Below are 26459 nucleotides of genomic sequence, written 5' to 3'. Positions count from 1 at the left end.
CACGAATTGGCGTCTTTGACGAGACGTCAATGCGGAACATCGTTCGAACGATCCACAGCGGCGCGGGTTCACAAGACCCGCCCGGTGCGCGCGGCGCTGCCGTGGCGTATGCCGGGGATCGCAAGAGGGTGTTTCGCGAGCGGACGGAAGCTCAGAGGTAGAGCAGCGGTGCAAGCCGTTGGCCGCCGGTTCGAATCCGGCTCGTCCACCACTGGATAGCTCAGTCGGTTAGAGCTCCGAATTATTAATTCGGCTGTCGCGGGTTCGAGTCCCGCTCCAAAAAAACGACCTGTCACGTCGTTGCACGGGCGAAAGCCCACCCAGGAAACGCCCCGTGCGGCGTTTCGCCAAACGCTCCGCACTGTTTCGCGGAGCGCGTAACAAAGCACCGCAGCGGTGATGTCACCGGGCCCGCGTCATTGAGGCGTGCCGGTCGATGTTGGCACCGCGTCGCACGACAACCCACCGTCGCGGACGCGCGAAGACAACGATCGCCACGCGGACAGCGCGCCGGCTCCGCGGCATCGACGTCAGGGGCGTTTCCACTTTTTCTTCCCCCTTTGGCCGAAGGCCGAGGGAGGGTTGGGGCTGATTCACGCAAGCAAACAGCGAAGCAGAAGCAGCCCCTCCCAGCCTCCCCCTGCGCTGCGCAAGGGGAGGGGCAAAGCAAAAGCGCGACAACCGATCCATCGCGCGCATCACTCAGCGGATCGGACCACCAGAGCCAACCAAGGGAGAACCTCCAATGTTCTGGACCAAGAGGGTCGTGATCGGTGACGGCGAGCGCGGCCTGGTGTATCGCAACCGTCAATTCGCAGGCGTTTTGAAGCCGGGCGTGTATCGCTGGCTCGATCCGCTCAAGCGCATCGAAGTCAACGTGCACAACATCGCCAAGCCCGAATACAGCGGCAATGACGCCGACGTGCTCGTGGCCGCGCTGGGCAGCGGGCTCGACGAGTCGTTCACGCTCGCCAATCTGGGCGTGAACGAAGTCGGCCTGGTGCTGAAGAACGGCAAGCTCGAGGACATCCTGCCGCCTGGTACGCGCAAGCTTTACTGGAAGGGCATCGTCGCCGTCGAAGTGCAGCCCGTGTCGCTCGCGAACGGTCTGGACGTGGAGGCCGGCGTAATCAAGCGTCTGCGCCAACTCGGCGTTCTGGAGCGCATCACCGTGTCGGCGATCGTGCCGGAAGAGACCGCCGGCATGTTGTTCGTCGACGGCAAGCTGGTGCGCACGCTGGCAGCGGGCGCCTACGCTTTCTGGAACTTCCAGAAGAACGTCGGCGTGGAGATGATCGAACTGCGCGTGCAGTCGCTGGAGGTTTCGGGCCAGGAGCTGTTGACCCGTGACAAGGTCAGCCTGCGCGTGAACCTGGCCGCGAGCATCCGCGTGACCGACCCGGTGGCCGCGCGCACCAAGGTCGCCAAGTACGGTGACTACGTGTACCGCGAGCTGCAGTTTGGCCTGCGAAAGGCAATCGCCGCCAAGTCGCTGGACGAGCTGCTCGGCGACAAGGCCTCGCTCGACGCCGACATCTTCGGCTACGTGCGCGGCCGGGTGACCGAGCTGGGCGTCGAGGTGCTCGGCGTGGGCGTCAAGGACGTGATCCTGCCCGGCGAGATGAAGGACATCCTCAACAGCGTCGTGCAGGCGGAAAAGGCGGCCCAGGCCAACGTCATCCGTCGTCGCGAGGAGGCGAACGCCACGCGTTCCCTGCTCAACACCGCGAAGCTGATCGAGGAGAGCCCGGTTCTCATGCGTCTGAAGGAGCTGGAGGCTCTGGAGAAGGTCACCGAGAAGATCGACAAGCTCACCGTGTTCGGCGGCCTGGACGGCGTCATGAAGCAGCTGGTCAGCCTGAACGTTCCTGGCAAAAGCTAGGTAATCTTCGCGTGGCGAACGGATTCGCCGCGCGGAGTCTTTTTCAAAGAAGGGATTCCACATGAACATCCAACACAACAGCGGGCAGCACGCCCAATACGAACTCCTGCACGCAGAGGGCGTCACGACCCCGATCAAGGGCTGGGTCCACGGCGTTCCGGTCGAGGACAAGGCGCGGCAGCAGCTGCGCAACATCACTACGTTGCCATTCGTCGGCCCGTGGGTCGCTGTGATGCCGGACGTGCACCTGGGCATCGGTGCCACGGTCGGTTCGGTCGTGCCCACGAAGGGCGCAATCATTCCTGCCGCGGTCGGTGTCGACATCGGCTGCGGTATGGCCGCGGTGCGCACCACGCTGCGCGCGAGCGACCTGCCCGACGATCTCGCACAGCTGCGCAACTCGATCGAACGCAGCATCCCGGTCGGCAACGGCCCGGGCGGCGACCACCGTCGCATCCCGGACAGCGTCGAGACCAAGCTGGCGCAGTCGGAGCTGATTGCGCGACTCGCCGTGATCCGCGACAAGCACCCGAAGATCCGCCCGGACAAGGTCGACAAGCAGATCGGCACGCTCGGCGGCGGCAACCATTTCATCGAGATCTGCCTCGACGAGGCCGACAACGTGTGGGTGATGCTGCACTCCGGCTCACGCGGAACCGGCAACATGATCGGCACCTACTTCATCGAGCTGGCGCGTCGCCAACTGGAGAAGCGCGTGCTCGGCTTCCACGTGCCGGACCGCGACCTCGCGTTCTTCCTCGACGGCGAACCGCTGTTCGCGGAATACATCGAGGCGGTGTCGTGGGCGCAGGACTACGCCCGCGCCAACCGCGAGGCGATGATGGCGCGGGTGCTGCACGAGATGCGCCATCGCCTGCCGAAGTTCCAGCTGGACAAGGAAGCGGTGAACTGCCACCACAACTACGTCCAGCGCGAGGACCACTTCGGCGAGTCGCTGCTGGTGACGCGCAAGGGTGCGGTGAGCGCGCGCGAGGGCGAGCTCGGGATCATTCCGGGCAGCATGGGCGCACGCAGCTACATCGTACGCGGCAAGGGCAACGCGGACAGCTTCCACAGCTGCAGCCACGGTGCCGGCCGCGTAATGAGCCGCACCGCGGCGCGTGCGCAGATCACGCTGAAGCAGCATCGCGAGGCCACCGCCCACGTCGAATGCCGCAAGGACGCGGGGGTGATCGACGAGTCACCGGCCGCCTACAAGGACATCGATGCGGTGATGGCGGCGCAGAGCGACCTGGTCGAAGTCGTGCACACCTTGCGTCAGGTCGTGTGCATCAAGGGCTGATCGGTCATGGCGCTTTTTCCCCTCCCCTTGTGCATCGCGCAGGGGGAGGTTGGGAGGGGGTGCTTTTGCTGTTGTTGTTTGGCCTGCGAGCAGCAACGGCAACAGCAAAAGCACCCCTCCCCAGCCCTCCCCTTCGTCTGCGACGAAAGGGAGGGAGACAAAGGCTAGTCTCTCGGCAACACCACGAAACTCTCGCCCAGCGACGCGGCATCCGGCCCGAAGCGCCGTTCGGCGAACACGATCGATTCCGCACCCACGAGCACCACCGTGCTGCAGCGCGTGCCATAGGTAGACCCAAGAACGAACGGCGGTGACAGCAGTCGTTCCAGTTCGATCCCGACGCCCGTGTCCGGCAACGCGGCATCGGGCGCCGGCGTGGTGTCGGCCAATGCCGCGAACAACGGCTGCAGCGCCGCGGCATCGATGTCCTGCAGCGACGCCGGCGAATCCAGCCACGCCTGCAGCGCGCGCGTCGCGTGCCCGCCCTTGGGCCAAGGCGCATCGAAGGCGCCATTGGACATCGCGTGCACGCCCGCCGCCACCGGATGCGACAGCGCTCGCGGATGGTTGCTGGCATGCGCCAGCATCACGCCGTCCCAAAGCAGCAGGTTGTAACGCCCATACTCCGGTGCCGTCGGCGCGAGTGCATCGGCAAAATCCATCGCCGCGGCATTGCCCGCAACGAAACCCCGCACCAGCGCACCACGCGAACGCGGCGCGGTTTCCGGATTGCGGCCGACGCGTACGTTGGTTACCGCCGCGAGCCGGCCGCGCTCGGTGGCGAGCAACCACGCACCGCCGGCCTGCAGGTCACGACCACCGTAGACGGCCGGATCATCCGCATCGGCGGCAGCGGCCGCCGCAGGACGCGCGTGCAATTCGTCGCGGTTGGCAATCAACGCCAGTTCGAAACGGGGATGGCTTTTCCAGGCGGCGGCGATCAGGCACATGCACCGCATGATAGGCCCGCGCGACGCTGCACCATCGCCCAGGATGGGACACACTGTGGCCATGACCGTGTATGTCGACGACGCCGTCCACCCGTGGCGTGGCCATCGCTGGGCCCACCTGATGGCCGACACCCTCGTGGAGCTGCACGCCATGGCCGATCACCTGGGCATCCCGCGCCGCGCGTTCCAGGACAAGACCAGCGGCGCGCACTACGACGTCACCAGCGAGCTCCGCGAGCGTGCGATCGCACTGGGCGCCGTCGCCATCTCGCGCCATCGCGAGCGCGACGTGGTGAAAGCCGTCATCGCCCGCGCCAGGGCACAGGGACGTGGCGAAGCGCCGTAGGCGCGTCCATCAGGGCAATGCATGGGCAGGGCGGGGTCTTGGGATCGCGCGCCGGCCGCCTACAATGGCGGCCTCAGCCACCCCAGAGCGTCACCCATGTCCGACACGCCCCCCGACCACCTCTCCAACGACCCGCGCAGCAAGTTCTACGACGAAACCGTGCTCGAACGCGGCATCGGCATCCGCTTCAACGGGGTCGAACGGCACAACGTCGAGGAATACTGCATCAGCGAAGGCTGGGTACGCTTGCCGGTCGGCAAGGCGCTGGATCGCCGCGGCCAGCCGATGACGATGAAGATGAAGGGCTCGGTCGAAGCCTGGTTCCTCTCGCCGGCACCCGAAGCGAAGGAATGAGTAGGGCGGGTCTCGACCCGCCGTCGAAGTAACTGATGAACCCGATGGCGGGCCAGATATCCGCCGTCGAATACCTGGCGAACCTGATGGCGGGTCAAGACCCGCCCTACGCCTTGAGGCGATACCCGGTGCGGAAGATCCACGCCACAGTCGTGATGCACGCCGCCAGGAATACCAGGATGGCGGCGGTGCTGAGCACCACGTTCACATCCGACACGCCGTAGAAGCTCCAGCGCATCCCGCTGATCAGGTAGACCACGGGATTGAACAACGCGACCTTCTGCCACAGCGGCGGCAGCATGCTGATCGAGTAGAACGCACCGCCCAGGAAGGTCAGCGGCGTCAGTATCAGCAGCGGGATCACCTGCAGCTTCTGGAAGCTGTCCGCCCACACGCCGACGATGAAGCCGAACAGGCTGAAGCTCAGCGCCGTCAGCACCAGGAAGCAACCCATCCAGAACGGATGCGCGATCTCGTACGGCACGAAGAAGCGCGCGGTGATGAGGATCAGCGTGCCCAGCATCAGCGACTTTGTCGCCGCGGCGCCGACGTAGCCCAGCAGGATTTCGGTGGTGGACACCGGCGCAGACAGCAGTTCGTAGATCGTCCCGGACCACTTCGGCAGGTAGATGCCGAACGACGCGTTCGACACGCTCTCGTTCAACAGCGACAGCATGACCAGGCCGGGGATGATGAAGGCGCCATAAGTGACGCCATCCACGTCGCCCATGCGCGAACCGATCGCCGCGCCGAAGACGATGAAATACAGCGACGTCGACAGCACCGGCGACAGGATGGATTCCAGCAGCGTGCGGAAGGTACGCGCCATTTCGAAACGGTAGATGGCGCGGATGGCATGCATGTTCATGCGCGCCCTCCATTGCCGTGCACCAGGCTCACGAAGATCTCCTCGAGCGAACTTTCGCTGGAATGCAGGTCCTTGAAGTCGATGCCGTGATCGTGCAGCCCACGCAGCAGCGTGGCGATGCCGGTGTCCTCGCGCTGCGTATCGAAGGTGTAGACCAGCGCGCGGCCTTCGTCGGCCAGTTCCAGCGCGAAGCCGGCCAAGCCCGCCGGCACGGCATCAAGTGATTCCTGCAGCTGCAACGTGAGCTGCTTCTTGCCCAGCTTGCGCATCAGCGTGGCCTTGTCCTCGACCACGATCAGTGCACCGTTGCTGATCACGCCGATCCGGTCGGCCATTTCCTCGGCCTCTTCGATGTAGTGCGTGGTCAGGATGATCGTGACGCCGTCGTCGCGCAGGGCGCGCACCAGCTGCCACATGTCGCGGCGCAGCTCGACGTCGACGCCGGCGGTGGGTTCGTCCAGGAACAGGATCCGCGGCTCGTGCGCCAGCGCCTTGGCGATCAGTACGCGCCGCTTCATGCCGCCCGACAGCGTCATGATCTTGCTGTCCTTCTTGTCCCACAGCGACAGGTCGCGCAGCACCTTCTCCAGGTGCGCCGGGTTCGGCGCCTTGCCGAACAGGCCACGGCTGAAGCTCACCGTCGCCCACACCGTCTCGAAGGCGTCTGTGGACAGCTCCTGCGGCACCAGCCCGATCTTCTGCCGCGCGGCGCGGTATTCGCCGACGATGTCGTGGCCATCGGCCAGCACCGAACCGGTACTGGCGTTAACGATCCCGCAGATGATGCTGATCAGCGTGGTCTTGCCCGCGCCGTTGGGCCCGAGCAGGGCGAAGATCTCGCCGCGTCGGATATCGAGGTCGACCTGCTTCAAGGCGACCTGGCCCGAGGCATAGGTCTTGCTCACATTGCGAACGGAAACGATCGGGTCGGAGGCGATTGGAGCCACGTGCGATGCCTGGGTCGGAACGACCATCGCATCGTAAGCGAGGTGGCGGACAGGACCATGTGCCATGCCGTGATGCTCCGTCACGTGACTCAGCCCATCTCGCCGAGGCTGCGCGCCGGGGCGACCGGCTCCGTCCGCGTCGTGAGTCGCGCCAGCAGCGCGCGCACCGTCGGCACCACCACCCAAGCCACCGGCAGGGCGACGACGAAGGCGAGCGCCCAGTTGGACAGCCATGCTTCCAACAGCCCGGGACGCGCGCCAAAGCGCACCAGGGTGATGACGAAGCTCATGACCGCCGACATCACCGTCACCATCAACGGGACAAATGCGAGCTGGGCCTGGCGGGGCGTGAGCATGGCGGAGCCTCTGGTTCCTGGGGCGCCATAGGTTCCCAACCCCAGCACCGCGCGACTAGCCGGAATGGAAGGGATGAACTGTCCCGTCGACGGGGCAATGCCCTGCGGCGTTTCGCGGGGTCCGGCTGAACACGGAACAACACGGCGCGGCGGAAACGGCGACGCGCATCAAGGTTCGATGACGTGCCGGCAGGCGAAGCGTCGCGGAGGCCTCCTACCCGCCTAGGATCGGCGCACTCGGGATCACACCAAGGGGACACCGCATGAAACGCCTGTTGCTGGTCGCATCGTTCGCGACCCTGCTGATCGCTACCACCCCCGCGCTGGCGGGCCACCACGGCGGCCATGGCCGCGGTCATGGCAACGACAATGACCAGGGCGAAGACTGGCATCCGCCCGGCAAGCACAAGGGCTGGCACAAGGACTACCGCCGCGGCGAACGCATCGAGGTCGTGTACCTGACCCCGCGCTACTACGTCGAGGATTACCGCGTGTACCACCTCGCACCGCCGCCGCCGGGCCATCGCTGGATCCGTTATCCGGACGGCCGTTACATCCTGGTCGCCGTGGCGACCGGCATCATCGCGGACATCCTGCTCAACCACTGAGTGTGTCCAACGGGCGAGCGCTTCGAGCCTGCCCGATGTGCGAAGAACAGCCCCGCCTCGCGCGGGGCTGTTTCGTTTGCGGCTTGCACGCGCTGGGGGCGGGATGAGCGCAGCCGTGCGGCAACCTCGGCGTGGCAGTCACGTCGCTGCAGTCACGCCGCTGCAGTCACGTCGTTGCAATCGCACTCTTTCAGCACGCCTTTGCAACTCGCCACTTCAAGCGCGCCACTTCAAGCACGCCATTCCAGATCACGCCGCGTCGCGCACCCGCATGGCACTCAACGAGCGCGCCAGCATGCCGATGCCGCCCGCGAGCAGCGCCAGCATCATCAGCGTGTTGAACAGGCTGGTCGACTGGAAATAGATGTGCAGGTTGATCAGCACCCCGGCCAGGATGATCACCAGCGACGCGAGCAATAGCAGCCAACCGAACGCCGAGCGGCCGTTGAAGAACAGCAGGCCCACGCCCAGCAGGAACGGCACCAGCGACAGGCCGAAGCTGTTGTAGCCCCACAGCAGCCACGAGCCGCCACTCACGGTGACCTGGTTCATCAGCAGCCACGCCCCCGCCACGGCGCAGGCAAAACCCATGAAGAACAAACCGATCCCGCCTTCCGTGCCGCCTGCTCCGCGCATCTTCGTCCCCGTCTGTCGTGGCTGGCGCCGATCATCGACGCTGCGACGACGCATGGCAAATCCACGGAAACCATCCGCAACGACACCGATGCGAACCCCGCACGCGCCGGGAAACCACGACGACGCGCGAAGGGATCGCCAAAAACATAGGGCGGCCGAAGCCGCCCTTCATCAACACGCGGATTGAAACACCAGGTACCGAGGCCTTACAGCGCCTGCAACGGATCGTGCTCGTTGTCGCGGGAACCGCCGCCGCGCCGTGATCCACCCGTGTCGTCGCGTTGACCGCGATCATTGCCGCCTCCGCCACCCAGGAAACGGCACACCGGGAACGGCTTGCCCTTGGCCAGGTGCCGGCGCAGGCGCTCCATCGGCGGATTGCACTCCGAAACTGATTGCGGACCGCCCGGGGCCGCCATGCACATCGCGACCGTGCAGGCCCACTGGTCGTGGTCGCTCATTTCCTGCGTCGTGCCTGCCGGGTTCGCGCTACCCGGATCGAGCCGTCCTGCCGCGCTCGCGTGCGGCATTGCCGCCCCCGCCATTGCCAGCACAACCAGCCCCATCATTCCCTTGAACCGATCCATTCCGCCTCCGTTGCGTCGTTGTCGTGGTGCGCAGTGCGCGCGGGATTGATAGCACACGCCGCAGGCGGATTTCGACAGCCACTTCGCCACCCTGGCTTCATCGACTGGAAGCATCGCGCGACCGCACCGCAAGGCCCGCGTCTGCGAAAACCCCGGGCACAAAAAAAGCCCGGCTTGCGCCGGGCTTTTTTATTGTGGTGACTGCAGCGCAGTCGCCGCAGACTTAGACAGCCTGGACGGCGTCGGCCTGCAGGCCCTTCTGGCCCTTGGTCACGGTGAAGCTGACCTTCTGGCCTTCCTGCAGGCTCTTGAAGCCCTGGGACTGGATGGCGCGGAAGTGGACGAAGACGTCTTCGCCGTTCTCACGGCTGATGAAGCCAAAGCCCTTGGCATCGTTGAACCACTTGACGGTACCGGTTTCACGGTCGGACATGTTTGCTTTTCCTTGTAACGAAGTGAAGCCGCCTTGGGGCGGCGAGAAGCTGGTTGCAAGGAGAAGCGGGGTACAACGTTGTAGCGCAACTTGGATCTACAGCATCAGGCCACGGTTCAGTGACCCTTACGAACTCAGCGGGGCGAACGTTAGCCGCTCCGGGCCCCGGACGCAAATCCCGCTGCGGCCCGGTTGTTCAGGTTCGTGGCGGGCAGCCTGTCTGAACAGACTGCCGGGCCCTTCCCGGAGCCGTGGGAGCGGACCTCTGGGCCAACCCTGAACGACTACCGGAGGCCAAGCGCCGGGGCTGGCCCCGGCGCTTTTCATGCGGTTTATCGCGCCACCGGCTGTTACTTGCGCTGCTCCGCCGTCGCATCGCGGGCGGCACGGAACTCGGAATCCTCCGCCCAGTTCGGCCACTGGCCGGAATTGGCGAGGTCGCTACCCAGCGTGTACAGGATCTCAAGATCGCGCGCGACGCCGGCGAAGCTCCAGCTGGCCTCCCATTCGTCGGCCGGCTGGTGGTAGCGCTCGGCGACGTAGAGGTCTTCCCACTTCTTGCCCGCTTCCAGCCCGCCTTCGACCATGTCGTTGCCGGACCCGTAGGAGATCGCCGGAACGCCGCGCTTGGCGAACGGGAAGTGGTCGGAGCGGAAGAAGTGGCCGGCCTCCGGCTTGGGATCGGGCGAATACGCCAGGTTCCACTTCGCCGCGGTCGCAATCAGCTCGTCGAGCAGGTCGAGCTTGGCGCTGCCGGAGATGTTGAAGTTGCGCGCCAGTCCATGCGGATCGAAACCGTCCATGTTGATCACGCCCACCGTCGTGGCCAGCGGATACACCGGCTTGGACGCGTAGTACTCCGAACCCAGCAGGCCCTTCTCCTCGGCGGTGACGTTGAGGAACACCACCGAGCGCTCCGGGCGGTGCTTGGCATGGGCGAACGCGCGCGCCAGTTCGATCAGCGCCGCCGTGCCGGTCGCGTTGTCGACGGCGCCGTTGTAGATGCGGTCACCCTTCGCATCGGGCTGACCCACGCCCAGGTGGTCCCAGTGCGCGCTGTAGATCACTGTCTCATCCGGACGCTTGCTGCCGTCGAGACGACCGACAATGTTCTGCGAGGTGATCACCTTCGAATCCACGTCGTAGTCGGCGCTGAACGTCGTGCCCTTGAGCTCGACCGGCTGGAAGTCGCGCGTCATCGCCTGCTGCTTCAACGCGGCGAAATCCAGCCCCGCCTGCTTGAACAATGCATCGGCGAAATCGCGCTGGATCCAGCCTTCCAGCGGCGGATGCGACGCGGTCGGATCGTCGCGCACGACGTCGAACATGGTGTTGGTGTTGGAGTTCTTCACCGTCGCCCAGCCGTACGACGCCGGCGCGGTCTCGTGCACGATCAGCAGGCCGGCGGCGCCCTGGCGCGCGGCTTCCTCGAACTTGTAGGTCCAGCGGCCGTAGTAGGTCATCGCCTTGCCGCCGAAGTCGCCTTCGCCGAGCTTGACGTCATCGCGATCGAAGTCCGGATCGTTGATCAGCACCACCGCGACCTTGCCCTTCAGATCGATGCCCTTGAAGTCGTCCCAGTTGCGCTCCGGCGCCTTCACGCCGTAGCCGACGAACACCAGTGGCGCATCCTTGAGGGTGATGTGCTTCTCGCCATCCAGCGCGGCGCGCACGGCGATCTGCTCGCCCTGCGTCAACGCCTGCGATGCACCGTCGCGATTGACCGACAGCGTCGGCGTTCCGGTGATTTCCGCGCGCAGCAGCGGCACCGCCTGCGTCCAGGCGCGCTTGCCGTCCTGCAGGTCGCCGCCGGGCTGCAGGCCGGCGTCCTTCATCTGCGCGATGACGTACTCGACGGTCTTCGTCTCGCCGGCGGTGGCCGGGCCGCGACCTTCGAATTCGTCCGACCCCAGCACCTTGACCTCTTCGGATAGGCGCTTGGCGTCGAACTTGGGGGCCTTGGCCGCGAGCGCCGGCTGCAAGGCCAGGGCGACGGATACCGAAAGCAGGGAAACAGCAAATGGCTTGTTCATGCGAAACCTGTGCGAAAGGCGATAGGCGGATGCCGATCCTAGCAGCGCGCCCGTGCACGGACCCCATGACGGAAGCCATGCCGCAATGGCCCGATCAGGCAAAGTCGCCGTCATTGCGTGACCGCGCGCACGCCGTGGCGCCGCCTGGCTGTTGACGTATCGTGGCGGCTGATCCAATGGCGCGCGGCGAGGACAAAGTCGATGAGGGCAAACTGGTGAGGACAAGGAACGTCGTCGCGTCCGTCATCGTGCTGGTGCTGCTGGGCGCGCTGGGCCACCGGGCCTACCGCGCGTCGGCGAACACCACTGCCACACGCGATCCTTCCACGCCGCCCGGCGCGAGCCTGCTGGAAACCACGCACTACACGATCGTTTCAACCGCCGCGCCGGAGCAGGCGCGCGACGTGGCTGCAGCGGTGGAAAGCCTGTACGTCGCATACACGGGATTCTTCGCAACACCCCAAGCCCCAGCGCCAACACGCAAGCTGCGCCTGGTGCTGTACCGCGATCGCGCGGAGTTCAAGGCCCATAACCGCTACCAACCCTGGGCGGAAGCCTTCTACATCCCCGACAGCTGCCACGCGTACTACGCCGCCGGCGATGCCAACCCCTACCACTGGATGGTCCACGAGGCCACGCACCAGCTGAACCACGAAGTCGCCCGCCTCAAGCCAGCGAAGTGGGTCAACGAAGGACTTGCGAGCTATTTCGGTGCGAGCCGCATCGTGGACGGCGAACTCCACCCCGGCACGATCGATCCCGGCACGTATCCGATCTGGTGGCTTTCGCGCACGCCTTTGGGCGATGACGTGCAACGGGACATCGACGAAGGCCGGTTCATTCCGTTGGCTGCGCTGATCAACAACACCGGACCGGACATCGGTCGCCACGTGAACCTGTACTACGTGGAGTACTGGAGCCTGTCGCACTTCCTTTTCCACTACCAGCAGGGTCGCTACGCTGATGGCTATCGCGCGTTGATCCGCAAGGGCGGATCACTTGCAGACTTCGAGCGACTGGTCGGACCGGTACCGGTAGTGCAGGCGCAATGGCACGCCTACCTGTTGCAGCGGATCCAGGCTGCGGCTGCGGCTGGCGACGAACGATGACCTTCGCTATAAAGCCGCGAATCCACTCACACGGACGACTGCACATGCGGGATTGTATTTCGGCGTTACTGGTCGCCACCGGACTCGCACTGGCCAGCGGTACGGCGGCCGGGGCCGCACCCCGTGACGCTGCCGCGACCAGGCACGACGCCGACGCCACGTCGGATGCCCGGATGCGCCAGTACCGGCAACGGCTCGCCGCCGCCCACGCATTGGTGCACGAGGAGAATTACGCCTTTGCCGGTCCCGCTCTGGACGCGGTGCTCGGCGATCCACTGTTTGCCACCCTCCCCGTCGCCGACCGGCACAGCACGCTCTCGGCAGCGGCCTGGACCGCGATCAAGCGCGACGACCTGGCTGCCGCCCTGGCCCTGTACCAACGCGCGACTGCGCTGGACGACAGCGATCCCGAGGACTGGTATCGCCTGTACCTGATCGGGCTGGACCAGGGCCAGGACACCGCTGCGTCTGGCGCACTGGTGCGGCTCGCACAGGGCTGGCCGGAACTCCTGGACAAGGTGGACTACCCGCCGATCTTCCAGCTGATCGGACGGCTGAGCCACGACTCGCCCGAGCGCCTGCAACTGCTGCAAGCCCTGTTCGATGCGCATTGGAAAGGTGAGAAGGGCGACGCCAGCGCGAGCTGGTACCAGCTTGCACTGGTGCACCTGGAACGTGGCGAGATCGATGCTGCACGCGTCATCGCCAGCCGCATCACCGCACCGCGTGAACTGATCAAGCTGCGCAGCGACAAGCGCTTCGATGCGATCGTCGATCCGACAACGTGGCGCTTTAACGTGGAACAGGCGGCGCAACGACGCCTGGAGGCGCAACAGACGCGCGCCGCACTGGAACCGACCAACATCGACGCGCAAGCCGACCTGACGTTTGCCATGCTCACCGTCGGCAAGCACGAGGAAACCTTGGCACTGGCCGACAAGACGCTGGCCGCCATTGCCGACGCGCCGGCGGGCAACACCGACTACGCCGAACTGGAACGGCAGGTCTGGATCATGAACAGCCGCGCCGTCGCCTTGCGTCGCCTTGGCCGTTTTGACGACGCGGTGGCCGAGCTGCGTCGCGCGCGCGAATTCACAGAGATGGGCGGCATGAACGTCAGCCAAGCCCTGAACCTTGGCGACCTGTACTGCAAACTGGGTCGCGGCGCCGATGCGCTGGCGGCAGTGGCCAGCGTCGGCGAAAACATGAGCGGCTACGGGCGCATGGTGCTTGCGTCGGTACAGCATCGCGCCGCGTTGCTGCAGCACGACGCGGCGGCGGCCGACAAGGCACTGGCCTACCTGCGCGAGCACCACGACGATTCGAGCTCCATCCTGCTCACCGAGCTCATCTACGCCGAACGCTGGGACGAAGCCGCCGGCGTGCTGAACCAGTGGCTTGCCTCGCCCAAGGAGCGTGGCGACGCCCTGTACTGGCTGCAGGATTTCCGCCCGTCCGGACATCCGTTGCCGGCAGACAGGGAGCGCGCTGGGCAATCCGTCCTGCTCGCACGCGATGACGTCAAGGCGGCCCTGTCGCGCGTCGGGCGGGTGCAGCGTTACGACATCTTCGATCTGGAGTAGCGCGCCTCGTCTTCGACGCCCCATCAAGGTCGCGCGCGCCGCCTGCGTGCCGCGCAACTTCACGCACAGTCCACATAGCCCAACGTGCACTAACGCCAATCGCGCCGAACCGCCCACATGCCCGCTGTGTTCAGGCGCGCTGTGCAGACTCGCTCATGGTCCATCGAAGGAGAAGACCATGCGCAATTCCATGACCCGCACCCCGCGCAAGCAGACCGCCATGCTGGCCACGCTCGCCTGCGCGCTGGGCCTGGCGCTCGCTGCACCGCAGGCGCAGGCACGTGACACTGACTGCAAGCTGGACTATCGCCTCGACGGCTGGTCGCTGATCTACAAGCACACCACCGGCACTGGCCGCGTCACCTGCGACAACGGACAGTCGATGCCGGTGCGCATCACCGCCAAGGCTGTGGGCCTGACCGCAGGCAAGTGGCAGATCGACAACGGCAATGGCCGTTTCACCGACGTGCACGACATCCACGAGGTTCTCGGTCGCTATGCGCAGGCCAGTGCCAACGCCGGCGTGATCAAGTCGGGTGAAGCACAGGTCCTGAGCAAGGGCACCGTGACGCTTGCGCTTGCCGGCGCCGGCGAAGGCGTGAACATCGGCGTCGACATCGGCTCGTTCAAGATCAAACCGATGCGCTGACACGCTGGCACCGCACGATGTCGTTGGTGACCGAAGCCATCCAATCGCGCGCAGCGGCACCGGCAACACAACGCAGCACCGACGCGGCCCGCACCTGAGCGGGCCGCGTTTTTTCTGATCAGCCGGCAGCGAACGCACGCAACGCGGCGATCGCGCGCGCAACGCCGTCGTCATCCACGTCCAGGTGCGTCACCAGCCGGACCTGCGGCAGGTAGCCGATCGACAGCCTGACCTGCGCGGCGTCCATCTGCTGCTTCAGTTCGGCCAGGCGCGGCTGCGGCACGTCGATGAACACCATGTTGGTGTGCTGCGCAGTCACGGTCACATCGGTCAGGCCGCGCAAGCCTTCGGCCAGCATCGCGGCGCGGCGATGGTCGTCGGCCAAGCGTGCGACGTGGTGATCCAGCGCATGCAGGCACGCGGCCGCCAACATGCCCGCCTGGCGCATGCCCCCGCCGGCAACCTTGCGCCAGCGGCGTGCGTCATCGATCAGCGTGCGCGAACCCAACAGCACCGAACCCACCGGCGCACCCAGTCCCTTCGACAGGCACACCGACACGCTGTCGAAGTGGCGGGAGATCTCGCGCGCCGGCACGCCCTGCGCCACTGCCGCGTTGAACAGCCGCGCACCGTCCAGGTGCAGCGCCAGCCCGTGGCGTTCGCACAGCACGCGCGCTTCGCGCAGGTAGTCGCGCGGCAGCGCACGACCGTACCAGGTGTTCTCCAGGCACAGCAGGCGTGTGCGGGCGAAATGCGGGTCGCGCGGCTTGACCGCACGCTCGACCGCTTCCAGGGGCAACGTGCCGTCCGTCGCATGCACGATCGGCTGCGGCTGGATCGAACCGAACACCGCCGCGCCGCCGCCTTCGTACTTGTAGGTGTGCGCGTCCATGCCGACGAGGTATTCATCGCCGCGCTGGCAATGCGACAGCAGCGCCAGCAGGTTGGCCTGGGTGCCACTGGGCGCGAAGAGTCCCGCCTCGAAGCCCAGGTCGTCAGCGAGCCGTTGCTGCAACGCGTTGACCGTGGGATCTTCGCCGTAGACGTCGTCGCCAACGTCCGCGCGCAGCATCGCCTCGCGCATCGCGGTGGTGGGGCGGGTCACGGTGTCGCTGCGCAGGTCGATCCAGTGCATGTCCAGTGTGATTCCAGTCGAAAGTCCGGGCCGGGTGGCGTGGGCGAAGAATAGGGGAAGCCGTCGCGGCGGAGCACTCCAGTCGAAGATGCTCCGATCGAAAAACCCAACTATGGTCGCGATGCTGCCCGCTGCGCCGCGCGCAGCATCCGCATGGATGCGTCTACCCGCCGGACGCTCCGGTCTCGGCGTCGTCAGTGCCGACCACGCAGTTGCGCCCGCGGGCCTTGGCCAGGTACAGCGCGCGATCGGCGGCGGCGAGCAGTTTCTCGGCGCCAGCATCGGCATCGGGCTGCATCGCGCCCACGCCCACGCTCACCGTGACGTGGTTGGCGACCGACGAATCCGGATGCGCCATCGCCCGCGCCACCACGCGCTGCCGCAACGCCTCGCCAAGCGCGACCGCCGCCTCCAAGTCTCGCCCGGGGAGCAGCAAGACGAATTCCTCGCCGCCAAACCGCGCCACCAGGTCGTCATCGTTGGTCGCCAGTTCGGCGCTCAGGCGAGCCAGTTCGCGCAGGCACTCGTCGCCATGCAGGTGGCCGCTGGCATCGTTCAACCGCTTGAAACAGTCTGCATCCGCCAGCACCAGCGCAAGCGGTCGCCCTTCCTGCCCCATGCGCGTCCAGTCGGCGGCAAGGCGCTCGTCGAAGTGCCGGCGATTCGCGATCCCGGTCAGTCCATCGATCATCGACAGCGCATGCAGCTTGCGGTTGGCCGCTTCCAGTTCGGCGACCACGCGCGCCAGGTGGATCGCCCCGGCGATCTGCGCGGCGATGGCATCGAACACGGCGCGCGCCTCGACGGTGAAGAAGTCCGCGCGCGTGCTCTCCAGGTTGAGCACGCCATGCATGCGTTCGCGATGGCGGATCGGCACCAGGTATTCGGCACGCACCGCACTGTTGCCGGGGACGTAATCCGGATCGCTGTCGACATCGGTGATCAGTTGGGTCTGTCCGGTGCGCGCGCAACGTCCGGCGGCGCCCATGGTCACCGGCCAGTCGTTGGCCAGCGCCGGCGGATACAGGTCCAGCGATCCCGCCCACACCTCGTGCACGAAACTGGTGCAGGCGTCGTTGAGCAGGATGATGCTGGCGATCGCGACCGGAAGCCGGTCGGCTAGGCATTCGACGATGCGCCGCAGCACCGCATCCAGGTCCTCGCCCAGCAGCGCCTCGCGCGACACCTGCGCCAGGATCCCGGCCAGCATGGCCTGGTGCCCATGCGCGTCGAGCTCCGACCACGGCGGGCCGTCGACATCGAGTTCCAGATTGTCGGCCCGCGTACCGGACATCCCCAGCCCTCCCTCGCTGGCAGTCTACGCCGCACTTCGGGGCGGCAACTGTCGCCGGCAGGCGCTTTTTCCGGGCGATCCGCCCGCAACGGGCTAGGCCCTGTTAACGCTACCGGGATAGGCCGCGCCGGGCATGGAGGCGTGCGAGGCAAGGAAGAGCGAGGGCGCGTATGTCAATACGCAACCGAGCGATGACGCCGCATCGCGCGCCTCCATGCCCGGCCCTTCGGGTTGCTCCTCGCAGGCCGCCAGGCGCCGCCGCGCGCCTTGAGCTTGCAATCAGCAAGCCACTGCGGCGCGCAACACCACCTGGCGGCCTGCGAGGAGCAACGCGGCCTACCCCGGTAGCGTTAACAGGGCCTAAGCTGTGCTCCCAGCCGCATCGGGTGCACGCCAATGGGCAGCCACAGCGAATACGACCCCGACGACAACTTCGCCCGCTCCTTCGACCCGGATTCGGCCGTCGACGAGGACGCCGAGATCGAAGCCCTCGCATGGCAGCTGCTGCTGTTGATCAACCCCGGCGACGAGGACGCCGCGATGCAGCAGTTCGCCGCCTGCCGCGACGCGCTCGACGAAGGCGTCGATCCGGTGGACGCCCTGCGCGATGCGATCGACTGGAAGTCCGGCTTCCACATCGCCGGCGACGATCCCGCCGGGCTGATCGAAGTGCTCGACGAACTCGCATCACGCTTCAACCTGCGCATCGACTGGGGCGTCGACGACCCCGGCGACGAGGACTTCCTCGACGACGTGGAAGTACCGACGCTGATCGCCACCGCCTTCGACCGGCTGCGCGAACACCACTACACGGTGTGGACCTACGAGGCCGGCGCCGACCACCACGCCGGCTGGATCGCGCAGCAGCGCGACGACGAAGCCGTGCCGATGGTGGCTGGCGTGCTGGGCTTCCACGTACGCGCCGGCGCTGGCTGAATGCGGCTGCGCGCGGGCCCCGATGCTGCACGGCGCATTGCCATGGCGCCGCCAAGGCGATAAACACGACCGCAAGTGCGCGAATACGGCGGCCGAGGCGCACGAGCCGAGCCAATTCCATGGAGCACGCCCAGGGAGCACGCCGTGGGGGGAATGCCAACCAGCCGATCCCGCGTTGCCACCTGGCTGGCTGCCGTGCTGCTCTGCCTCCAGTGGGTGGCTGTCGCACGCGCTGGCGAGCCCCCGCTGCGGGTGCGCTATCCCGCCCAGGAGTCCTTGCGCGACGCGCGCCCCGCCTATCCACTGGCGGTGCTCAAGCTGGCGCTGGCGCACAGCGGCCAGCGCTACGACCTGCAGCCGGCGACGCTGCACACCTCGCAATCGCGCGCGCTGGACCTGGTGGCGAAGGGCACCCTCGATCTCGCCTGGTCGGTGACCACGCAGGCCCGCGAAGACAAGCTGCGCGCGGTGCGCTTCCCGATCGATCGCGGCCTGGTCGGCTGGCGGGTGCTCCTCGTCCGGCGCGGCAACACGGCCGCCTTCGCGGCGGTCCGTGGCGTGCCTGATCTCGCCGCGAAGCTCGGCGCACAGGGCCACGACTGGCCCGACCTGGAGATCCTGCGCCGCAACGGCCTGGCGGTGGCCGCAGGCACGACCTACGAGGGCCTGTTCGGGATGCTCGCGCGCGACCACATCGACTATTTCCCGCGCTCGGTGGCTGAGGTCGGCGATGAAGTTGCCGCCCACCGCGAGCTTCCTTTGGAAATCGAACCCACCCTGCTGCTGCACTACCCCTCCGCGCTGTACTTCTTCGTGCACCCGGACAACACCGCGCTTGCCCAGGCGCTGGAAGCCGGGCTGGAACGCAGCCAGCGCGACGGCAGCCTCGAGCGCCTGTTCCAGCAGACGTATGGCGCGCAGCTGGCAGCGCTGAACCTGCGCAGTCGCCACATCCTGGCGCTCGATAACCCGTTGCTGCCGCGCGAAACCCCATTGGCGCGACCCGCCCTGTGGCGTGCGCTTGGAGCCAATCCATGACCGGCGCGCGGACCGGACGTCGACCCATGGCTTCGCTCCGCCGCCGGCTCAGCCTCGTCACCTTGCTGGTGACGCTGGCGCTCGCGCTGGTGATGACCGTCTTCCAGTTGCGATCGACCTACCTGTCGGGCGTCGCCGGCCTTCGCGAGCGCCTCGACGAGATCGGCCAGAACATCGTGCCCAGCGTCGCCGACAGCGTGTGGCAGGTCGATCCCGACCGCGTCGACCTGCTACTCGACGGCCTCCAGCACAACGAAGGCGTCGCCTACCTGCGACTGCAGGACGATGGCGGGAATGTCATCGAGCGCGGTCGACGACCCGCGAAGCCGGTGGCCAGCCGTACCTTCGCGCTGGTGCACCGGGAACACCGCCGCTTCGAGCTGGGCACGCTCGAAGTGGTCATGGACGACAGCCGCATCCGCGCCGAAGTGTTCTCGCGCGCACTGTCGCGCGGCCTGCTCATCATCACCACGCTCTCCGCCGGCTCGCTCCTGCTGCTACTCCTGTTCGGCCGCTGGGTCACGCGCCACCTCGCGGCGATGGCGCGCTACACGCGCGAACTGCGCCTGGACGCGCTGGACACGCCGCTGGCGCTGGACAAGCAGGAAGGCCCGGTGCCGGACGAGATAGACGAAGTCGCGGCCTCCATCAACCGCATGCGCGAGACGATCAACGCCGAACTGCAGATGCGCCGCGTCCACGAATCCGAACTGCGCGCCCACCGCGAGCGCCTGGAGGAACTGGTGGCCGTGCGCACGCAGGCGCTGGAAGCGCAACGCGACGCGGTGCAGCGGCTTGCCAACACCGACCACCTCACCGGCGTCTTCAGCCGACGACATTTCTACGACAACGCCGAACTCGAGGTCGCCCGGGCCCATCGCGACCACATCCCGCTGTCGCTGCTGATGCTCGACATCGACCACTTCAAGCGCATCAACGACACCTGGGGCCATGCCGTCGGCGACGTCGTACTGCAGGCCTTCGCCCACGCCTGCCAGTCGCGCCTGCGCGCGTCCGAGTGCTTCGGACGCCTGGGCGGGGAGGAGTTCGCGCTGCTGCTCCCCGGCGCCACGCTCCAAGACGCGCAACGCATCGCGGAACACCTGCGTGAAGCGATCGTCGCCACCCGCATTCGCGCAGGCGACGGCCGGGAAGTCGACTTCACCGTTTCGATCGGCGCGGCCCTGATGAACGACCTCGACGCCAACCTGGACGCGCTGCTCAAGCGGTGCGACGCCGCGCTGTACCGGGCCAAGCACGAGGGGCGCAACCGTGTCGTGGTGGCATCGGAAGACTAGCGGCGCCGGATTCACGCTGGCATATCACGCGCCGGCGTATCACCACGGCGCGCACTCCTGCAATGCGCAACGGCACTGGCGCGATGGCCGCGGAGCGATGGCCGCACAACGATGGCGTGTCGGACACGCTTCATGAAGCCGCCTCATTGAACCTGCTCCATCGAACTGCGTCGCCGCGCGCCACCTGCCGCTCCTGGTTGCCCCACCCACAGGAGCCATCGCCATGCTGCGACTGAAACTTTCCGCTTCCGCCCTGGTGCTTGCGCTGACGGCGCTTGCGCCCTCGCCCATCCACGCCGCCAGGTTCGAATTCGCACGGATCTACATCGAATACAACGCCTCGGCCAACGACCTCGGTTTCCACGTGTCGCTGGATGGCGAGGACTGGAAAGACCTGGTCATCGTCAATCCGCGCGGCGTGGCGATCTTCGCCGTCGAAGGCAGCGGCCCGTACGCCGAACTGGGCATGACCGAGCTGTTCTTCGAAGGCGCCGAACCCACCCTCACCGACGTGCCGCTGCGCACGCTGCTCGGAAAGTTCCCGGAGGGCACCTACCGCTTCCGCGGCACCACCGTCGACGACGCGCCGATCCAGCGCAACGGCGTGCTCTCGCATGCGATCCCTGCTGCACCCAGGGTGGCGGCCACCGTGGATGGCCTGCGCATCACCATCGCCTGGCGCCCGGTCACGACCACCCCACCCGGTTTCCCGGCGCGCCCGATCGACATCAGCGGCTACCAGGTGATCGTCGACCCCTTCCAGGTGACGTTGCCTGACACCGCGACGCAGGTGACGCTGCCACGCGAATTCGTCGCGTCGCTCGCAAAAGGCGCGCATCCGTTCGAAGTGCTGGCGATCGACGCGAGCGGCAACCAGACCATCACCGAGGGCAGCTTCGTGATTCCGTGAAGCGCGCCCGCGCGGCGCTGGCTTCGTTGTCGACGCGCCCGCTCGCCGGCGCATGCAGGCGGCCATGGTGGGTGACATGCTGTAGTGTCAACGCTGCGTGGCCGGCATCCGCCGCCTGCTTCAGGAGAATCCCATGCTGAGCCGGCTGTTCCCTGCCATCGTCGACAACCGGTTCCGCGGCCATGTGCTCGCGCTGTGGCTGTTCGTGCCGCTTGCGCTGATGAAGGTGATGCTCGGGATGGTGCACATCCTGCGCGCCGACGGGGGCGCGCAGTCGGTGTCGACGATGCCGCTCGACACGTATTCCGCGGGTGCGGCGCAGAACATCATCGCGTTGATGGCACGGATGGGACTGGAGCAGGCACTGCTCGGCGGCGTGTTTCTCGTGGTGCTGCTGCGCTATCGCGCGCTGGTGCCTCTGATGTACCTGGTCGCGGTCGTGCACGCGCTGGGCAGCTACGAAGTCAAGGCGATGAAGCCACTCGCCCTCGCCGGCGTATCCGGTGCGAGCACGATGCACACGGTGATCGCCGTGGTCAGCGTCGTCGGGTTGTTGCTGTCGCTGGTGGGTGGCTACCGGACGGCGCCCTCGTCCTGAGTACAGGGCCGTGGATGGCGAAAGGCGACCTCATCATCACAGCGCGACGACTGCGCTCGAAATGAGTGGCGCAACCGCTGCAACGCCAGTTGCACGAACAGCCACAACGCCAGCACGTGGCTGCCAGCCACGCAACATCCGCGCATGTCACGGCAGATGAGTGTCCAATTTGTACAGGTCACCGCGAGCACGACGTTGTGTCTGGCGCGGATATCGGGCGTGGCAAACCTCGCGCACGCAGATCGGAGCGATCTGCGTGAAAAAGGTCGTACCAACCTGGGTGCTAGGATCAGGCGGATGGACAGGATGCCCCCACGATGACGCAGAGTGCAGAAGACATCATCCGACGCCTTCGTGGCGACCCTGCGTCCTACCAGGAAGCAGCCAACCGGGAAGGCGTGGTCTGGGGCAAGTATTTTTCGGACCCGGCATTCCTGGCCGCTCGTGCCGAGGACCAGAAAGCGGCTGAGTCGCTTGGACTGAACACCGGCCGGCCCGGCCTGCTGCAGATGCTGCGCAAGAATTCGCTGCGCCCCACTCGCGGACTATCGCTCGGCTGCGGCTCCGGGCGCGCCGAGCGCACCATGCTGAAGCAGGGCATCTGCACTTCGTTCACCGGCATCGACGTGGCCGAGGACGCCGTCAAGCAGGCGCGCGAGGACGCCGCCCGTGAAGGCCTGAATATCTCTTACGAACAGCAGGACCTCAACGACGTCTCACTCAACCCGGATCCGGGTTACGACCTGATCGTCTGCCAGACGATCCTGCACCACGTGCTCAATCTCGAACACCTGATGGATGAAGTCGAGAAGGCGCTCACCCCCGATGGCGTTTTCTATGTCCACGATTACATCGGCGAAACCCAGTTCCAGTTTTCCGATGAGCGCCTGTACTGGTACAACGCCGCGCTCGCGGCGCTGCCGCAGGAGATGCGCATCAACCGCATGACCGGCCACACCGTCAACCAGGTGCGCCGCCCGGAACCCGGCAAGCTCGCCTCTCCGTTCGAGGCGATCCGTTCCGGTGAAATCAGCGAGATGCTCAAGTCGCGGTTCGACGTGATCATGCAGCACGAATCCATGACCATCATCGATCGGGTGATCCCCTCGGGAACGCGCTGCGCCTACCTGCAGGACGAAAATTCGCGCGCCCTGTTCAAGATGATCCAGCTGTTGGACCAGACCCTGCTCGACAGCGGCCTTCTCAAGCCGCTCGAAGGCCGCTATCTGCTGCGCAGGCGCAAGGGCTGAGCGAAGGGGCCGCTGCACCGCGTCGGGGCAGGCCGTCGGGACAACCAAGGCCTTTCCCGTTGCGGCCTCCGCGTCGGTGACGCGCGCCCCACTGGAACGCGTCGCGACAATGCCGCATGGCACGACTTCAACGGGCCTGGGCCGACTCACGGAATCCCGCGCTTGCAGCCCGTCCATCGCGAGCGTTCCGATTGATGGGAACGCTACAACCGGCGCAGCCAGCCGTTCGGGTTGTACGTGGCGTTATGGCCGAACTGGTCGCACAGCGCGGTGTCGATGGCGTAGGCCCCGGGGTGTCGTTCAAGAAAATCGGCGACCGCCCGGTTCGGACCGTGCTCGTACTGGCGATAGTGGTTGCCGGTCAGCTGCGACACGATGCCGTCCTCGACCACGATGTAATCCCCCGCCTGCAGGTGCTCGTGGAAGAAATCCAGCGTGGCCGTGCTCTCGGCGTAGAAGTGGCTGCTGTCCTCGATGACGAGGAACGGCCGGACGCAGTCGCGCAACAGCGCTGGCGTCAGCACCGAGCCGAGATCTTTCGCATCGCCCTGCAGGAAGGTGATCCGCGGATCGGTGAAGCGCGCCTGCGGATCGATGTCCACCGACACCACCCGCGCGCCAGCCACGCCCTGCGCCGTCAGCATGTCCGCGAACCACAGCGCACTGCCGCCGAACTTCGTGCCGACTTCGATCACCGTTGCCGGGGCCAGCCGGGCGAGCAGTTGCAGGTACAGGGAGATGTCGAACGGGCTCTTGAAGAACGGCACGTTGCGATAAACGGTGCGCATGGTGCCGAGCTGGATGCGATCGAAGACGTCGGCGCCGATGGAGGAAGCAAAGGGCCGTCCGGCGACAGCATCGACTCCGTCCATTCCTGATGACGACGTTGGCCCTGGGATGTTCATGCCCTTTCCTTCCTGGTGTCGTGCGGCTGCTGAAGCGATTGCCGCAGGGTTGGCAGCGCAGCGGCAGGGAATCGTCCTACCAGCAGTGGCCGGCCGGTGGGCCGCGTGTAGTCGACGCCGCGAACCTGCACGTACTCGTCATGGAACAGCTTCCATTTCGACACCGCGGAGTTGGTCGCGATGCCACCGTGGACCTGGTGGAACGTGGCTTCGCCCAGCAGCATGATGACCTGGCCACGCGGATCCGCACACGCCCGCGCCCACGTGTCGAGGTTGACCAGCCCGCCCCCCGGCGCAACGAAGGCCGGGTCGTAGCCGCCCAGATCCTGCCACTGCTCGCGCGTCAGGAACAACGCGTTGGTCTCGGCGGGAATCTCGAACCAGCCAGCAGCCGACGATCCGGCCAGGACCGAGATCGAGAACAACTGGTACCCGTCGCTTTCCCAGTCGATGGATGCCAACAGGGCATCCTCCACCTGCTGGTTGTAACCGTTGGCGACGCTGCGCATCTGCACGTCGGGCCCAAGGTGGAACGCAATCGTGCCGATCACCGGCCGCGGGTGCAGTTGCGCCGCTTCCAGCGCGGTCGCCAGCAGGCGCGGCGAGGCCATCCGCGCACCGTCGATGCAGACGCCGACCAGTGCCCCGCGCGCCATCGCCAGGCCCTGGTTGATCGCCGCCACTGGCGAAGGCGTCGCTGCCGTGACGACGTGCAGGCGCGCATTCGGACACAGTTCCCGGCAGGCGGCCTCATCGAGCGGATCGGCCGATCCGTTGTCGACGACGATCACTTCGTAATCGTCGGCATCGATGTCGCGCTGGCAGGCAGGCGACAACGTGCGCAGCGTGCGCGGCAGCTCGCGCCGCATGTTGTAGGCGATGACGACGACCGACAGTTTCGGCGTGCTCATCGTCCGGCGGTGCCCCCGGCGATCGCATCGCGAAGCGCGGCGATGACCGCCCCGCGCGGCGCGCCATTCTCCCGGCACCGCTTGAGCGCGGCCAGCGTGTTGCCGATGCGCGGATCCGACGGCGCCAGCGCGCCCTCCCGTCGCAACACCGTCGCCGGCGGCGCCATGTCCGCGCTGTACTTGCGCACGATCGGGTTGTACTGGTTCCACAGCACGCGATTGGCCGGATCGAGTCCGGCCACCAGCAACAGCCCGGTCGGGGCCGTGTCGATCGGGATCAGGATCAGGTCCGGACGCACTTCGGCCAGGCACTTGTGCAGCTTCCATACGTCGCCCGTCCACACCCGCGTGCGGCGATTGCGTTCGGCCTGCGCCGGATGCGAGGGATGGATGTCGTCGATGACGACCAGCGTTCCCGGCTTGGCAAGCCGCTCGATGTGCATGAAATCGCGCAGCGCGTACTCGAACAGGTGCATGCCGTCGATGAAGGCCAGGTCCGGCGGCGATGCCAGTTCCTCGGCGGCAACATCGTGGAAGAAATCGTCGCTGGCCATCGTGAGCAGTCGCGTGGTCGCAGGCAGCGCCGCCTCGAGCGCCGGCTCGGGATCCACGCCGACCGCGGTGCCGCGCGCCAGCGCCAGGCTGCGGCCGTGCCGGACCCCGATCTCCAGGTACAGCGCGGGCTGCAGCACTTCGTGCACGCGGGCCAGCGTTTCCAGGTAGGGAGCCTGCCCGCTGGTGGCCTCTTCTGCCGCGCTTCCCGGCGGCATGTTGACGACGGCCGTGGCGCGCACCGGCGGAGTCGCCTTGGGCGCCACCGGCACTTCGCGCTTGGCAAACACGCCCACCAGGTCGCGCCAGGGGCCGCGTTCGTCCAGCCAGACTTCGACGAGGTGGCAACCGCAGTATTTCGCCAGCGCCCGGTAGGCGTCCGGATAGAAGCGGTAGCAATCGACCGGATAGTTGTGGATCGGACCGGCCGAGGGCGCGATCAGGAACAGGAAACCATCCGGCTTGAGCACGCGCATCATCTCGGCGAACGTCAGCCAGAAGAATTCGCAGTGCTCGAGCATCTGGCCCGAGAGGATGACGTCCACCGAACCGTCCTCGAAGGGAAGCCGGTAGGGATCGTCGAGCACGATGTCGACGCCGGTGCCTTCCGCGAGGTCGACGGTGAGGTAGCGGAAGCGCGGATCGGCGAAGACTTCGCGATAACCGCCGTTGACATCGGCGCCGCCCACGTCGACGACCATGACCTCCGTGCGTCCCTGCAGCGCATCCGCCGTCAGGTAGCGCGCATAGCACCGGTACATGTTCTCCAGCGAGGAAGCGTGCATCGATGTCGTCCGTGGTAGCGGGTACGGGGAGCCGGGCGAGTGCCCGCAAGCGAGGCAACCAGCCCGACGTTCCGGTTGGAAGCGGGCCATTCTAAGGAAAATGTCCAGGAGCGCGACGAAGACCGATCGACAGGCGGCGGAATTCGGGGTGCGCGCGAATTGCCATGGCGTGTTGCCCGGGAGACGCAGGAAGCACTCGCGCA

At 66.5% G+C, this 26459-nt stretch carries 27 protein-coding genes and 2 tRNA genes; 16 read left to right on the top strand and 13 right to left on the bottom strand.

Annotation, left to right across the window (positions count from 1 at the left end; all coding sequences use genetic code 11):
- Positions 1-141 precede the first annotated feature (141 nt).
- The 4 genes from ACYVD7_RS03415 (at position 142) to ACYVD7_RS03400 (ending at position 3185) form a co-directional block, all read left to right on the top strand.
- A tRNA-OTHER gene (locus ACYVD7_RS03415) sits at positions 142-211 on the top strand.
- Between the two features lie 2 nt (positions 212-213).
- Positions 214-279 (top strand) — tRNA-Asn (locus tag ACYVD7_RS03410).
- Between the two features lie 466 nt (positions 280-745).
- Positions 746-1882: a slipin family protein gene (locus ACYVD7_RS03405; protein WP_460759058.1), complete on the top strand. Its 1137-nt coding sequence runs from the start codon at positions 746-748 to the stop codon at positions 1880-1882.
- 61 nt (positions 1883-1943) lie between these two features.
- Positions 1944-3185 (top strand): RtcB family protein, encoded by a 1242-nt coding sequence (locus ACYVD7_RS03400; RefSeq protein ID WP_460759056.1) that lies wholly within the window; start codon positions 1944-1946, stop codon positions 3183-3185.
- Positions 3186-3349: 164 nt separating this feature from the next.
- Here the strand turns inward: ACYVD7_RS03400 and ACYVD7_RS03395 are convergent, their stop codons facing one another.
- Positions 3350-4135: an NRDE family protein gene (locus ACYVD7_RS03395; protein WP_460759053.1), complete on the bottom strand. Its 786-nt coding sequence runs from the start codon at positions 4133-4135 to the stop codon at positions 3350-3352.
- Between the two features lie 61 nt (positions 4136-4196).
- Here ACYVD7_RS03395 and ACYVD7_RS03390 point away from each other — a divergent pair, with 61 nt between their 5' ends.
- Positions 4197-4481, top strand: a complete 285-nt coding sequence (locus ACYVD7_RS03390; protein ID WP_460759051.1) for a DUF4031 domain-containing protein — start codon at positions 4197-4199, stop codon at positions 4479-4481.
- A gap of 96 nt (positions 4482-4577) precedes the next feature.
- Positions 4578-4835: a DUF3297 family protein gene (locus ACYVD7_RS03385; protein ID WP_460759049.1), complete on the top strand. Its 258-nt coding sequence runs from the start codon at positions 4578-4580 to the stop codon at positions 4833-4835.
- 106 nt (positions 4836-4941) lie between these two features.
- Here the strand turns inward: ACYVD7_RS03385 and ACYVD7_RS03380 are convergent, their stop codons facing one another.
- The 3 genes from ACYVD7_RS03380 to ACYVD7_RS03370 form a co-directional block, all read right to left on the bottom strand.
- Complete coding sequence (locus ACYVD7_RS03380; RefSeq protein WP_460759047.1) at positions 4942-5703, bottom strand: ABC transporter permease; 762 nt, start codon at positions 5701-5703, stop codon at positions 4942-4944.
- On the bottom strand, positions 5700-6677 hold the full coding sequence (locus tag ACYVD7_RS03375) for an ABC transporter ATP-binding protein (RefSeq protein WP_460759788.1): 978 nt from the start codon (positions 6675-6677) through the stop codon (positions 5700-5702). The genes ACYVD7_RS03380 and ACYVD7_RS03375 overlap by 4 nt, the downstream gene beginning before the upstream one ends.
- 62 nt (positions 6678-6739) lie before the next feature.
- Positions 6740-7006, bottom strand: a complete 267-nt coding sequence (locus ACYVD7_RS03370) for a DUF2798 domain-containing protein (RefSeq protein WP_460759044.1) — start codon at positions 7004-7006, stop codon at positions 6740-6742.
- Positions 7007-7269: 263 nt separating this feature from the next.
- Here ACYVD7_RS03370 and ACYVD7_RS03365 point away from each other — a divergent pair, with 263 nt between their 5' ends.
- Entirely contained in the window at positions 7270-7614 is a 345-nt protein-coding gene (locus tag ACYVD7_RS03365; RefSeq protein WP_460759042.1) for an RcnB family protein, read from the top strand.
- 249 nt (positions 7615-7863) lie between these two features.
- On the opposite strand, the gene ACYVD7_RS03360 is transcribed toward ACYVD7_RS03365, so the two are convergent.
- The 4 genes from ACYVD7_RS03360 to ACYVD7_RS03345 form a co-directional block, all read right to left on the bottom strand.
- The gene (locus ACYVD7_RS03360) at positions 7864-8304 is read right to left on the bottom strand and encodes a hypothetical protein (protein ID WP_460759039.1); all 441 of its coding nucleotides are present in this window, start codon (positions 8302-8304) and stop codon (positions 7864-7866) included.
- Between the two features lie 152 nt (positions 8305-8456).
- Positions 8457-8837, bottom strand: coding sequence for a hypothetical protein (locus ACYVD7_RS03355; RefSeq protein ID WP_460759037.1), 381 nt, complete (start codon positions 8835-8837; stop codon positions 8457-8459).
- A gap of 223 nt (positions 8838-9060) precedes the next feature.
- Entirely contained in the window at positions 9061-9270 is a 210-nt protein-coding gene (locus ACYVD7_RS03350; protein WP_460759034.1) for a cold-shock protein, read from the bottom strand.
- Positions 9271-9620: 350 nt separating this feature from the next.
- Entirely contained in the window at positions 9621-11303 is a 1683-nt protein-coding gene (locus tag ACYVD7_RS03345; RefSeq protein WP_460759031.1) for a M28 family metallopeptidase, read from the bottom strand.
- A gap of 215 nt (positions 11304-11518) precedes the next feature.
- Between ACYVD7_RS03345 and ACYVD7_RS03340 the strand changes: the two genes are divergently transcribed.
- From ACYVD7_RS03340 to ACYVD7_RS03330, 3 genes are all read left to right on the top strand, one after another.
- Complete coding sequence (locus ACYVD7_RS03340) at positions 11519-12412, top strand: hypothetical protein (protein WP_460759028.1); 894 nt, start codon at positions 11519-11521, stop codon at positions 12410-12412.
- A 44-nt stretch (positions 12413-12456) separates the two neighbouring features.
- Positions 12457-13995: a tetratricopeptide repeat protein gene (locus ACYVD7_RS03335; RefSeq protein ID WP_460759025.1), complete on the top strand. Its 1539-nt coding sequence runs from the start codon at positions 12457-12459 to the stop codon at positions 13993-13995.
- Between the two features lie 178 nt (positions 13996-14173).
- Positions 14174-14644, top strand: coding sequence for a hypothetical protein (locus tag ACYVD7_RS03330; RefSeq protein ID WP_460759023.1), 471 nt, complete (start codon positions 14174-14176; stop codon positions 14642-14644).
- A gap of 118 nt (positions 14645-14762) precedes the next feature.
- Here the strand turns inward: ACYVD7_RS03330 and ltaE are convergent, their stop codons facing one another.
- Together ltaE and ACYVD7_RS03320 are read right to left on the bottom strand one after the other, a co-directional pair.
- The gene (gene ltaE / locus ACYVD7_RS03325; protein ID WP_460759020.1) at positions 14763-15779 is read right to left on the bottom strand and encodes a low-specificity L-threonine aldolase; all 1017 of its coding nucleotides are present in this window, start codon (positions 15777-15779) and stop codon (positions 14763-14765) included.
- A 163-nt stretch (positions 15780-15942) separates the two neighbouring features.
- Positions 15943-17073: a diguanylate cyclase gene (locus tag ACYVD7_RS03320; protein ID WP_460759017.1), complete on the bottom strand. Its 1131-nt coding sequence runs from the start codon at positions 17071-17073 to the stop codon at positions 15943-15945.
- Between the two features lie 396 nt (positions 17074-17469).
- Between ACYVD7_RS03320 and ACYVD7_RS03315 the strand changes: the two genes are divergently transcribed.
- From ACYVD7_RS03315 to ACYVD7_RS03290, 6 genes are all read left to right on the top strand, one after another.
- Positions 17470-18009: a DUF6630 family protein gene (locus tag ACYVD7_RS03315; RefSeq protein WP_460759014.1), complete on the top strand. Its 540-nt coding sequence runs from the start codon at positions 17470-17472 to the stop codon at positions 18007-18009.
- Positions 18010-18162: 153 nt separating this feature from the next.
- Positions 18163-19047, top strand: coding sequence for a substrate-binding periplasmic protein (locus ACYVD7_RS03310; protein WP_460759011.1), 885 nt, complete (start codon positions 18163-18165; stop codon positions 19045-19047).
- 26 nt (positions 19048-19073) lie between these two features.
- Positions 19074-20345: a GGDEF domain-containing protein gene (locus ACYVD7_RS03305; protein WP_460759009.1), complete on the top strand. Its 1272-nt coding sequence runs from the start codon at positions 19074-19076 to the stop codon at positions 20343-20345.
- A 223-nt stretch (positions 20346-20568) separates the two neighbouring features.
- On the top strand, positions 20569-21255 hold the full coding sequence (locus ACYVD7_RS03300) for a hypothetical protein (RefSeq protein WP_460759006.1): 687 nt from the start codon (positions 20569-20571) through the stop codon (positions 21253-21255).
- A 133-nt stretch (positions 21256-21388) separates the two neighbouring features.
- Entirely contained in the window at positions 21389-21853 is a 465-nt protein-coding gene (locus ACYVD7_RS03295) for a hypothetical protein (protein ID WP_460759004.1), read from the top strand.
- 317 nt (positions 21854-22170) lie between these two features.
- The gene (locus ACYVD7_RS03290; RefSeq protein ID WP_460759001.1) at positions 22171-23103 is read left to right on the top strand and encodes a class I SAM-dependent methyltransferase; all 933 of its coding nucleotides are present in this window, start codon (positions 22171-22173) and stop codon (positions 23101-23103) included.
- A 203-nt stretch (positions 23104-23306) separates the two neighbouring features.
- Here the strand turns inward: ACYVD7_RS03290 and ACYVD7_RS03285 are convergent, their stop codons facing one another.
- The 3 genes from ACYVD7_RS03285 to ACYVD7_RS03275 are packed head-to-tail and all read right to left on the bottom strand — an operon-like array spanning position 23307 to position 26256.
- Positions 23307-23975 (bottom strand): CmcI family methyltransferase, encoded by a 669-nt coding sequence (locus ACYVD7_RS03285; RefSeq protein ID WP_460758998.1) that lies wholly within the window; start codon positions 23973-23975, stop codon positions 23307-23309.
- Between the two features lie 29 nt (positions 23976-24004).
- Positions 24005-24919, bottom strand: a complete 915-nt coding sequence (locus ACYVD7_RS03280) for a glycosyltransferase family 2 protein (protein WP_460758996.1) — start codon at positions 24917-24919, stop codon at positions 24005-24007.
- Complete coding sequence (locus ACYVD7_RS03275) at positions 24916-26256, bottom strand: methyltransferase domain-containing protein (RefSeq protein WP_460758993.1); 1341 nt, start codon at positions 26254-26256, stop codon at positions 24916-24918. The genes ACYVD7_RS03280 and ACYVD7_RS03275 overlap by 4 nt, the downstream gene beginning before the upstream one ends.
- Positions 26257-26459 lie beyond the last annotated feature (203 nt).

The sequence above is a fragment of the Lysobacter fragariae genome, assembly GCF_054779775.1.
Note: the sequence above shows the minus strand (reverse complement) of the source record. Positions and strands in the feature narration are given on the sequence as shown.

Bases quoted from the DNA above. Each gene is read 5' to 3' on its own strand.
- ACYVD7_RS03405 (WP_460759058.1), top strand. From the start codon at position 746: ATGTTCTGGACCAAGAGGGTCGTGATCGGTGACGGCGAGCGCGGCCTG.
- ACYVD7_RS03400 (WP_460759056.1), top strand. From the start codon at position 1,944: ATGAACATCCAACACAACAGCGGGCAGCACGCCCAATACGAACTCCTG.
- ACYVD7_RS03395 (WP_460759053.1), bottom strand. From the start codon at position 4,135: ATGTGCCTGATCGCCGCCGCCTGGAAAAGCCATCCCCGTTTCGAACTG.
- ACYVD7_RS03390 (WP_460759051.1), top strand. From the start codon at position 4,197: ATGACCGTGTATGTCGACGACGCCGTCCACCCGTGGCGTGGCCATCGC.
- ACYVD7_RS03385 (WP_460759049.1), top strand. From the start codon at position 4,578: ATGTCCGACACGCCCCCCGACCACCTCTCCAACGACCCGCGCAGCAAG.
- ACYVD7_RS03380 (WP_460759047.1), bottom strand. From the start codon at position 5,703: ATGAACATGCATGCCATCCGCGCCATCTACCGTTTCGAAATGGCGCGT.
- ACYVD7_RS03375 (WP_460759788.1), bottom strand. From the start codon at position 6,677: ATGGTCGTTCCGACCCAGGCATCGCACGTGGCTCCAATCGCCTCCGAC.
- ACYVD7_RS03370 (WP_460759044.1), bottom strand. From the start codon at position 7,006: ATGCTCACGCCCCGCCAGGCCCAGCTCGCATTTGTCCCGTTGATGGTG.
- ACYVD7_RS03365 (WP_460759042.1), top strand. From the start codon at position 7,270: ATGAAACGCCTGTTGCTGGTCGCATCGTTCGCGACCCTGCTGATCGCT.
- ACYVD7_RS03360 (WP_460759039.1), bottom strand. From the start codon at position 8,304: ATGCGTCGTCGCAGCGTCGATGATCGGCGCCAGCCACGACAGACGGGG.
- ACYVD7_RS03355 (WP_460759037.1), bottom strand. From the start codon at position 8,837: ATGGATCGGTTCAAGGGAATGATGGGGCTGGTTGTGCTGGCAATGGCG.
- ACYVD7_RS03350 (WP_460759034.1), bottom strand. From the start codon at position 9,270: ATGTCCGACCGTGAAACCGGTACCGTCAAGTGGTTCAACGATGCCAAG.
- ACYVD7_RS03345 (WP_460759031.1), bottom strand. From the start codon at position 11,303: ATGAACAAGCCATTTGCTGTTTCCCTGCTTTCGGTATCCGTCGCCCTG.
- ACYVD7_RS03335 (WP_460759025.1), top strand. From the start codon at position 12,457: ATGCGGGATTGTATTTCGGCGTTACTGGTCGCCACCGGACTCGCACTG.
- ACYVD7_RS03330 (WP_460759023.1), top strand. From the start codon at position 14,174: ATGCGCAATTCCATGACCCGCACCCCGCGCAAGCAGACCGCCATGCTG.
- ltaE (WP_460759020.1), bottom strand. From the start codon at position 15,779: ATGCACTGGATCGACCTGCGCAGCGACACCGTGACCCGCCCCACCACC.
- ACYVD7_RS03320 (WP_460759017.1), bottom strand. From the start codon at position 17,073: ATGTCCGGTACGCGGGCCGACAATCTGGAACTCGATGTCGACGGCCCG.
- ACYVD7_RS03315 (WP_460759014.1), top strand. From the start codon at position 17,470: ATGGGCAGCCACAGCGAATACGACCCCGACGACAACTTCGCCCGCTCC.
- ACYVD7_RS03310 (WP_460759011.1), top strand. From the start codon at position 18,163: ATGCCAACCAGCCGATCCCGCGTTGCCACCTGGCTGGCTGCCGTGCTG.
- ACYVD7_RS03305 (WP_460759009.1), top strand. From the start codon at position 19,074: ATGGCTTCGCTCCGCCGCCGGCTCAGCCTCGTCACCTTGCTGGTGACG.
- ACYVD7_RS03300 (WP_460759006.1), top strand. From the start codon at position 20,569: ATGCTGCGACTGAAACTTTCCGCTTCCGCCCTGGTGCTTGCGCTGACG.
- ACYVD7_RS03295 (WP_460759004.1), top strand. From the start codon at position 21,389: ATGCTGAGCCGGCTGTTCCCTGCCATCGTCGACAACCGGTTCCGCGGC.
- ACYVD7_RS03290 (WP_460759001.1), top strand. From the start codon at position 22,171: ATGACGCAGAGTGCAGAAGACATCATCCGACGCCTTCGTGGCGACCCT.
- ACYVD7_RS03285 (WP_460758998.1), bottom strand. From the start codon at position 23,975: ATGGACGGAGTCGATGCTGTCGCCGGACGGCCCTTTGCTTCCTCCATC.
- ACYVD7_RS03280 (WP_460758996.1), bottom strand. From the start codon at position 24,919: ATGAGCACGCCGAAACTGTCGGTCGTCGTCATCGCCTACAACATGCGG.
- ACYVD7_RS03275 (WP_460758993.1), bottom strand. From the start codon at position 26,256: ATGCACGCTTCCTCGCTGGAGAACATGTACCGGTGCTATGCGCGCTAC.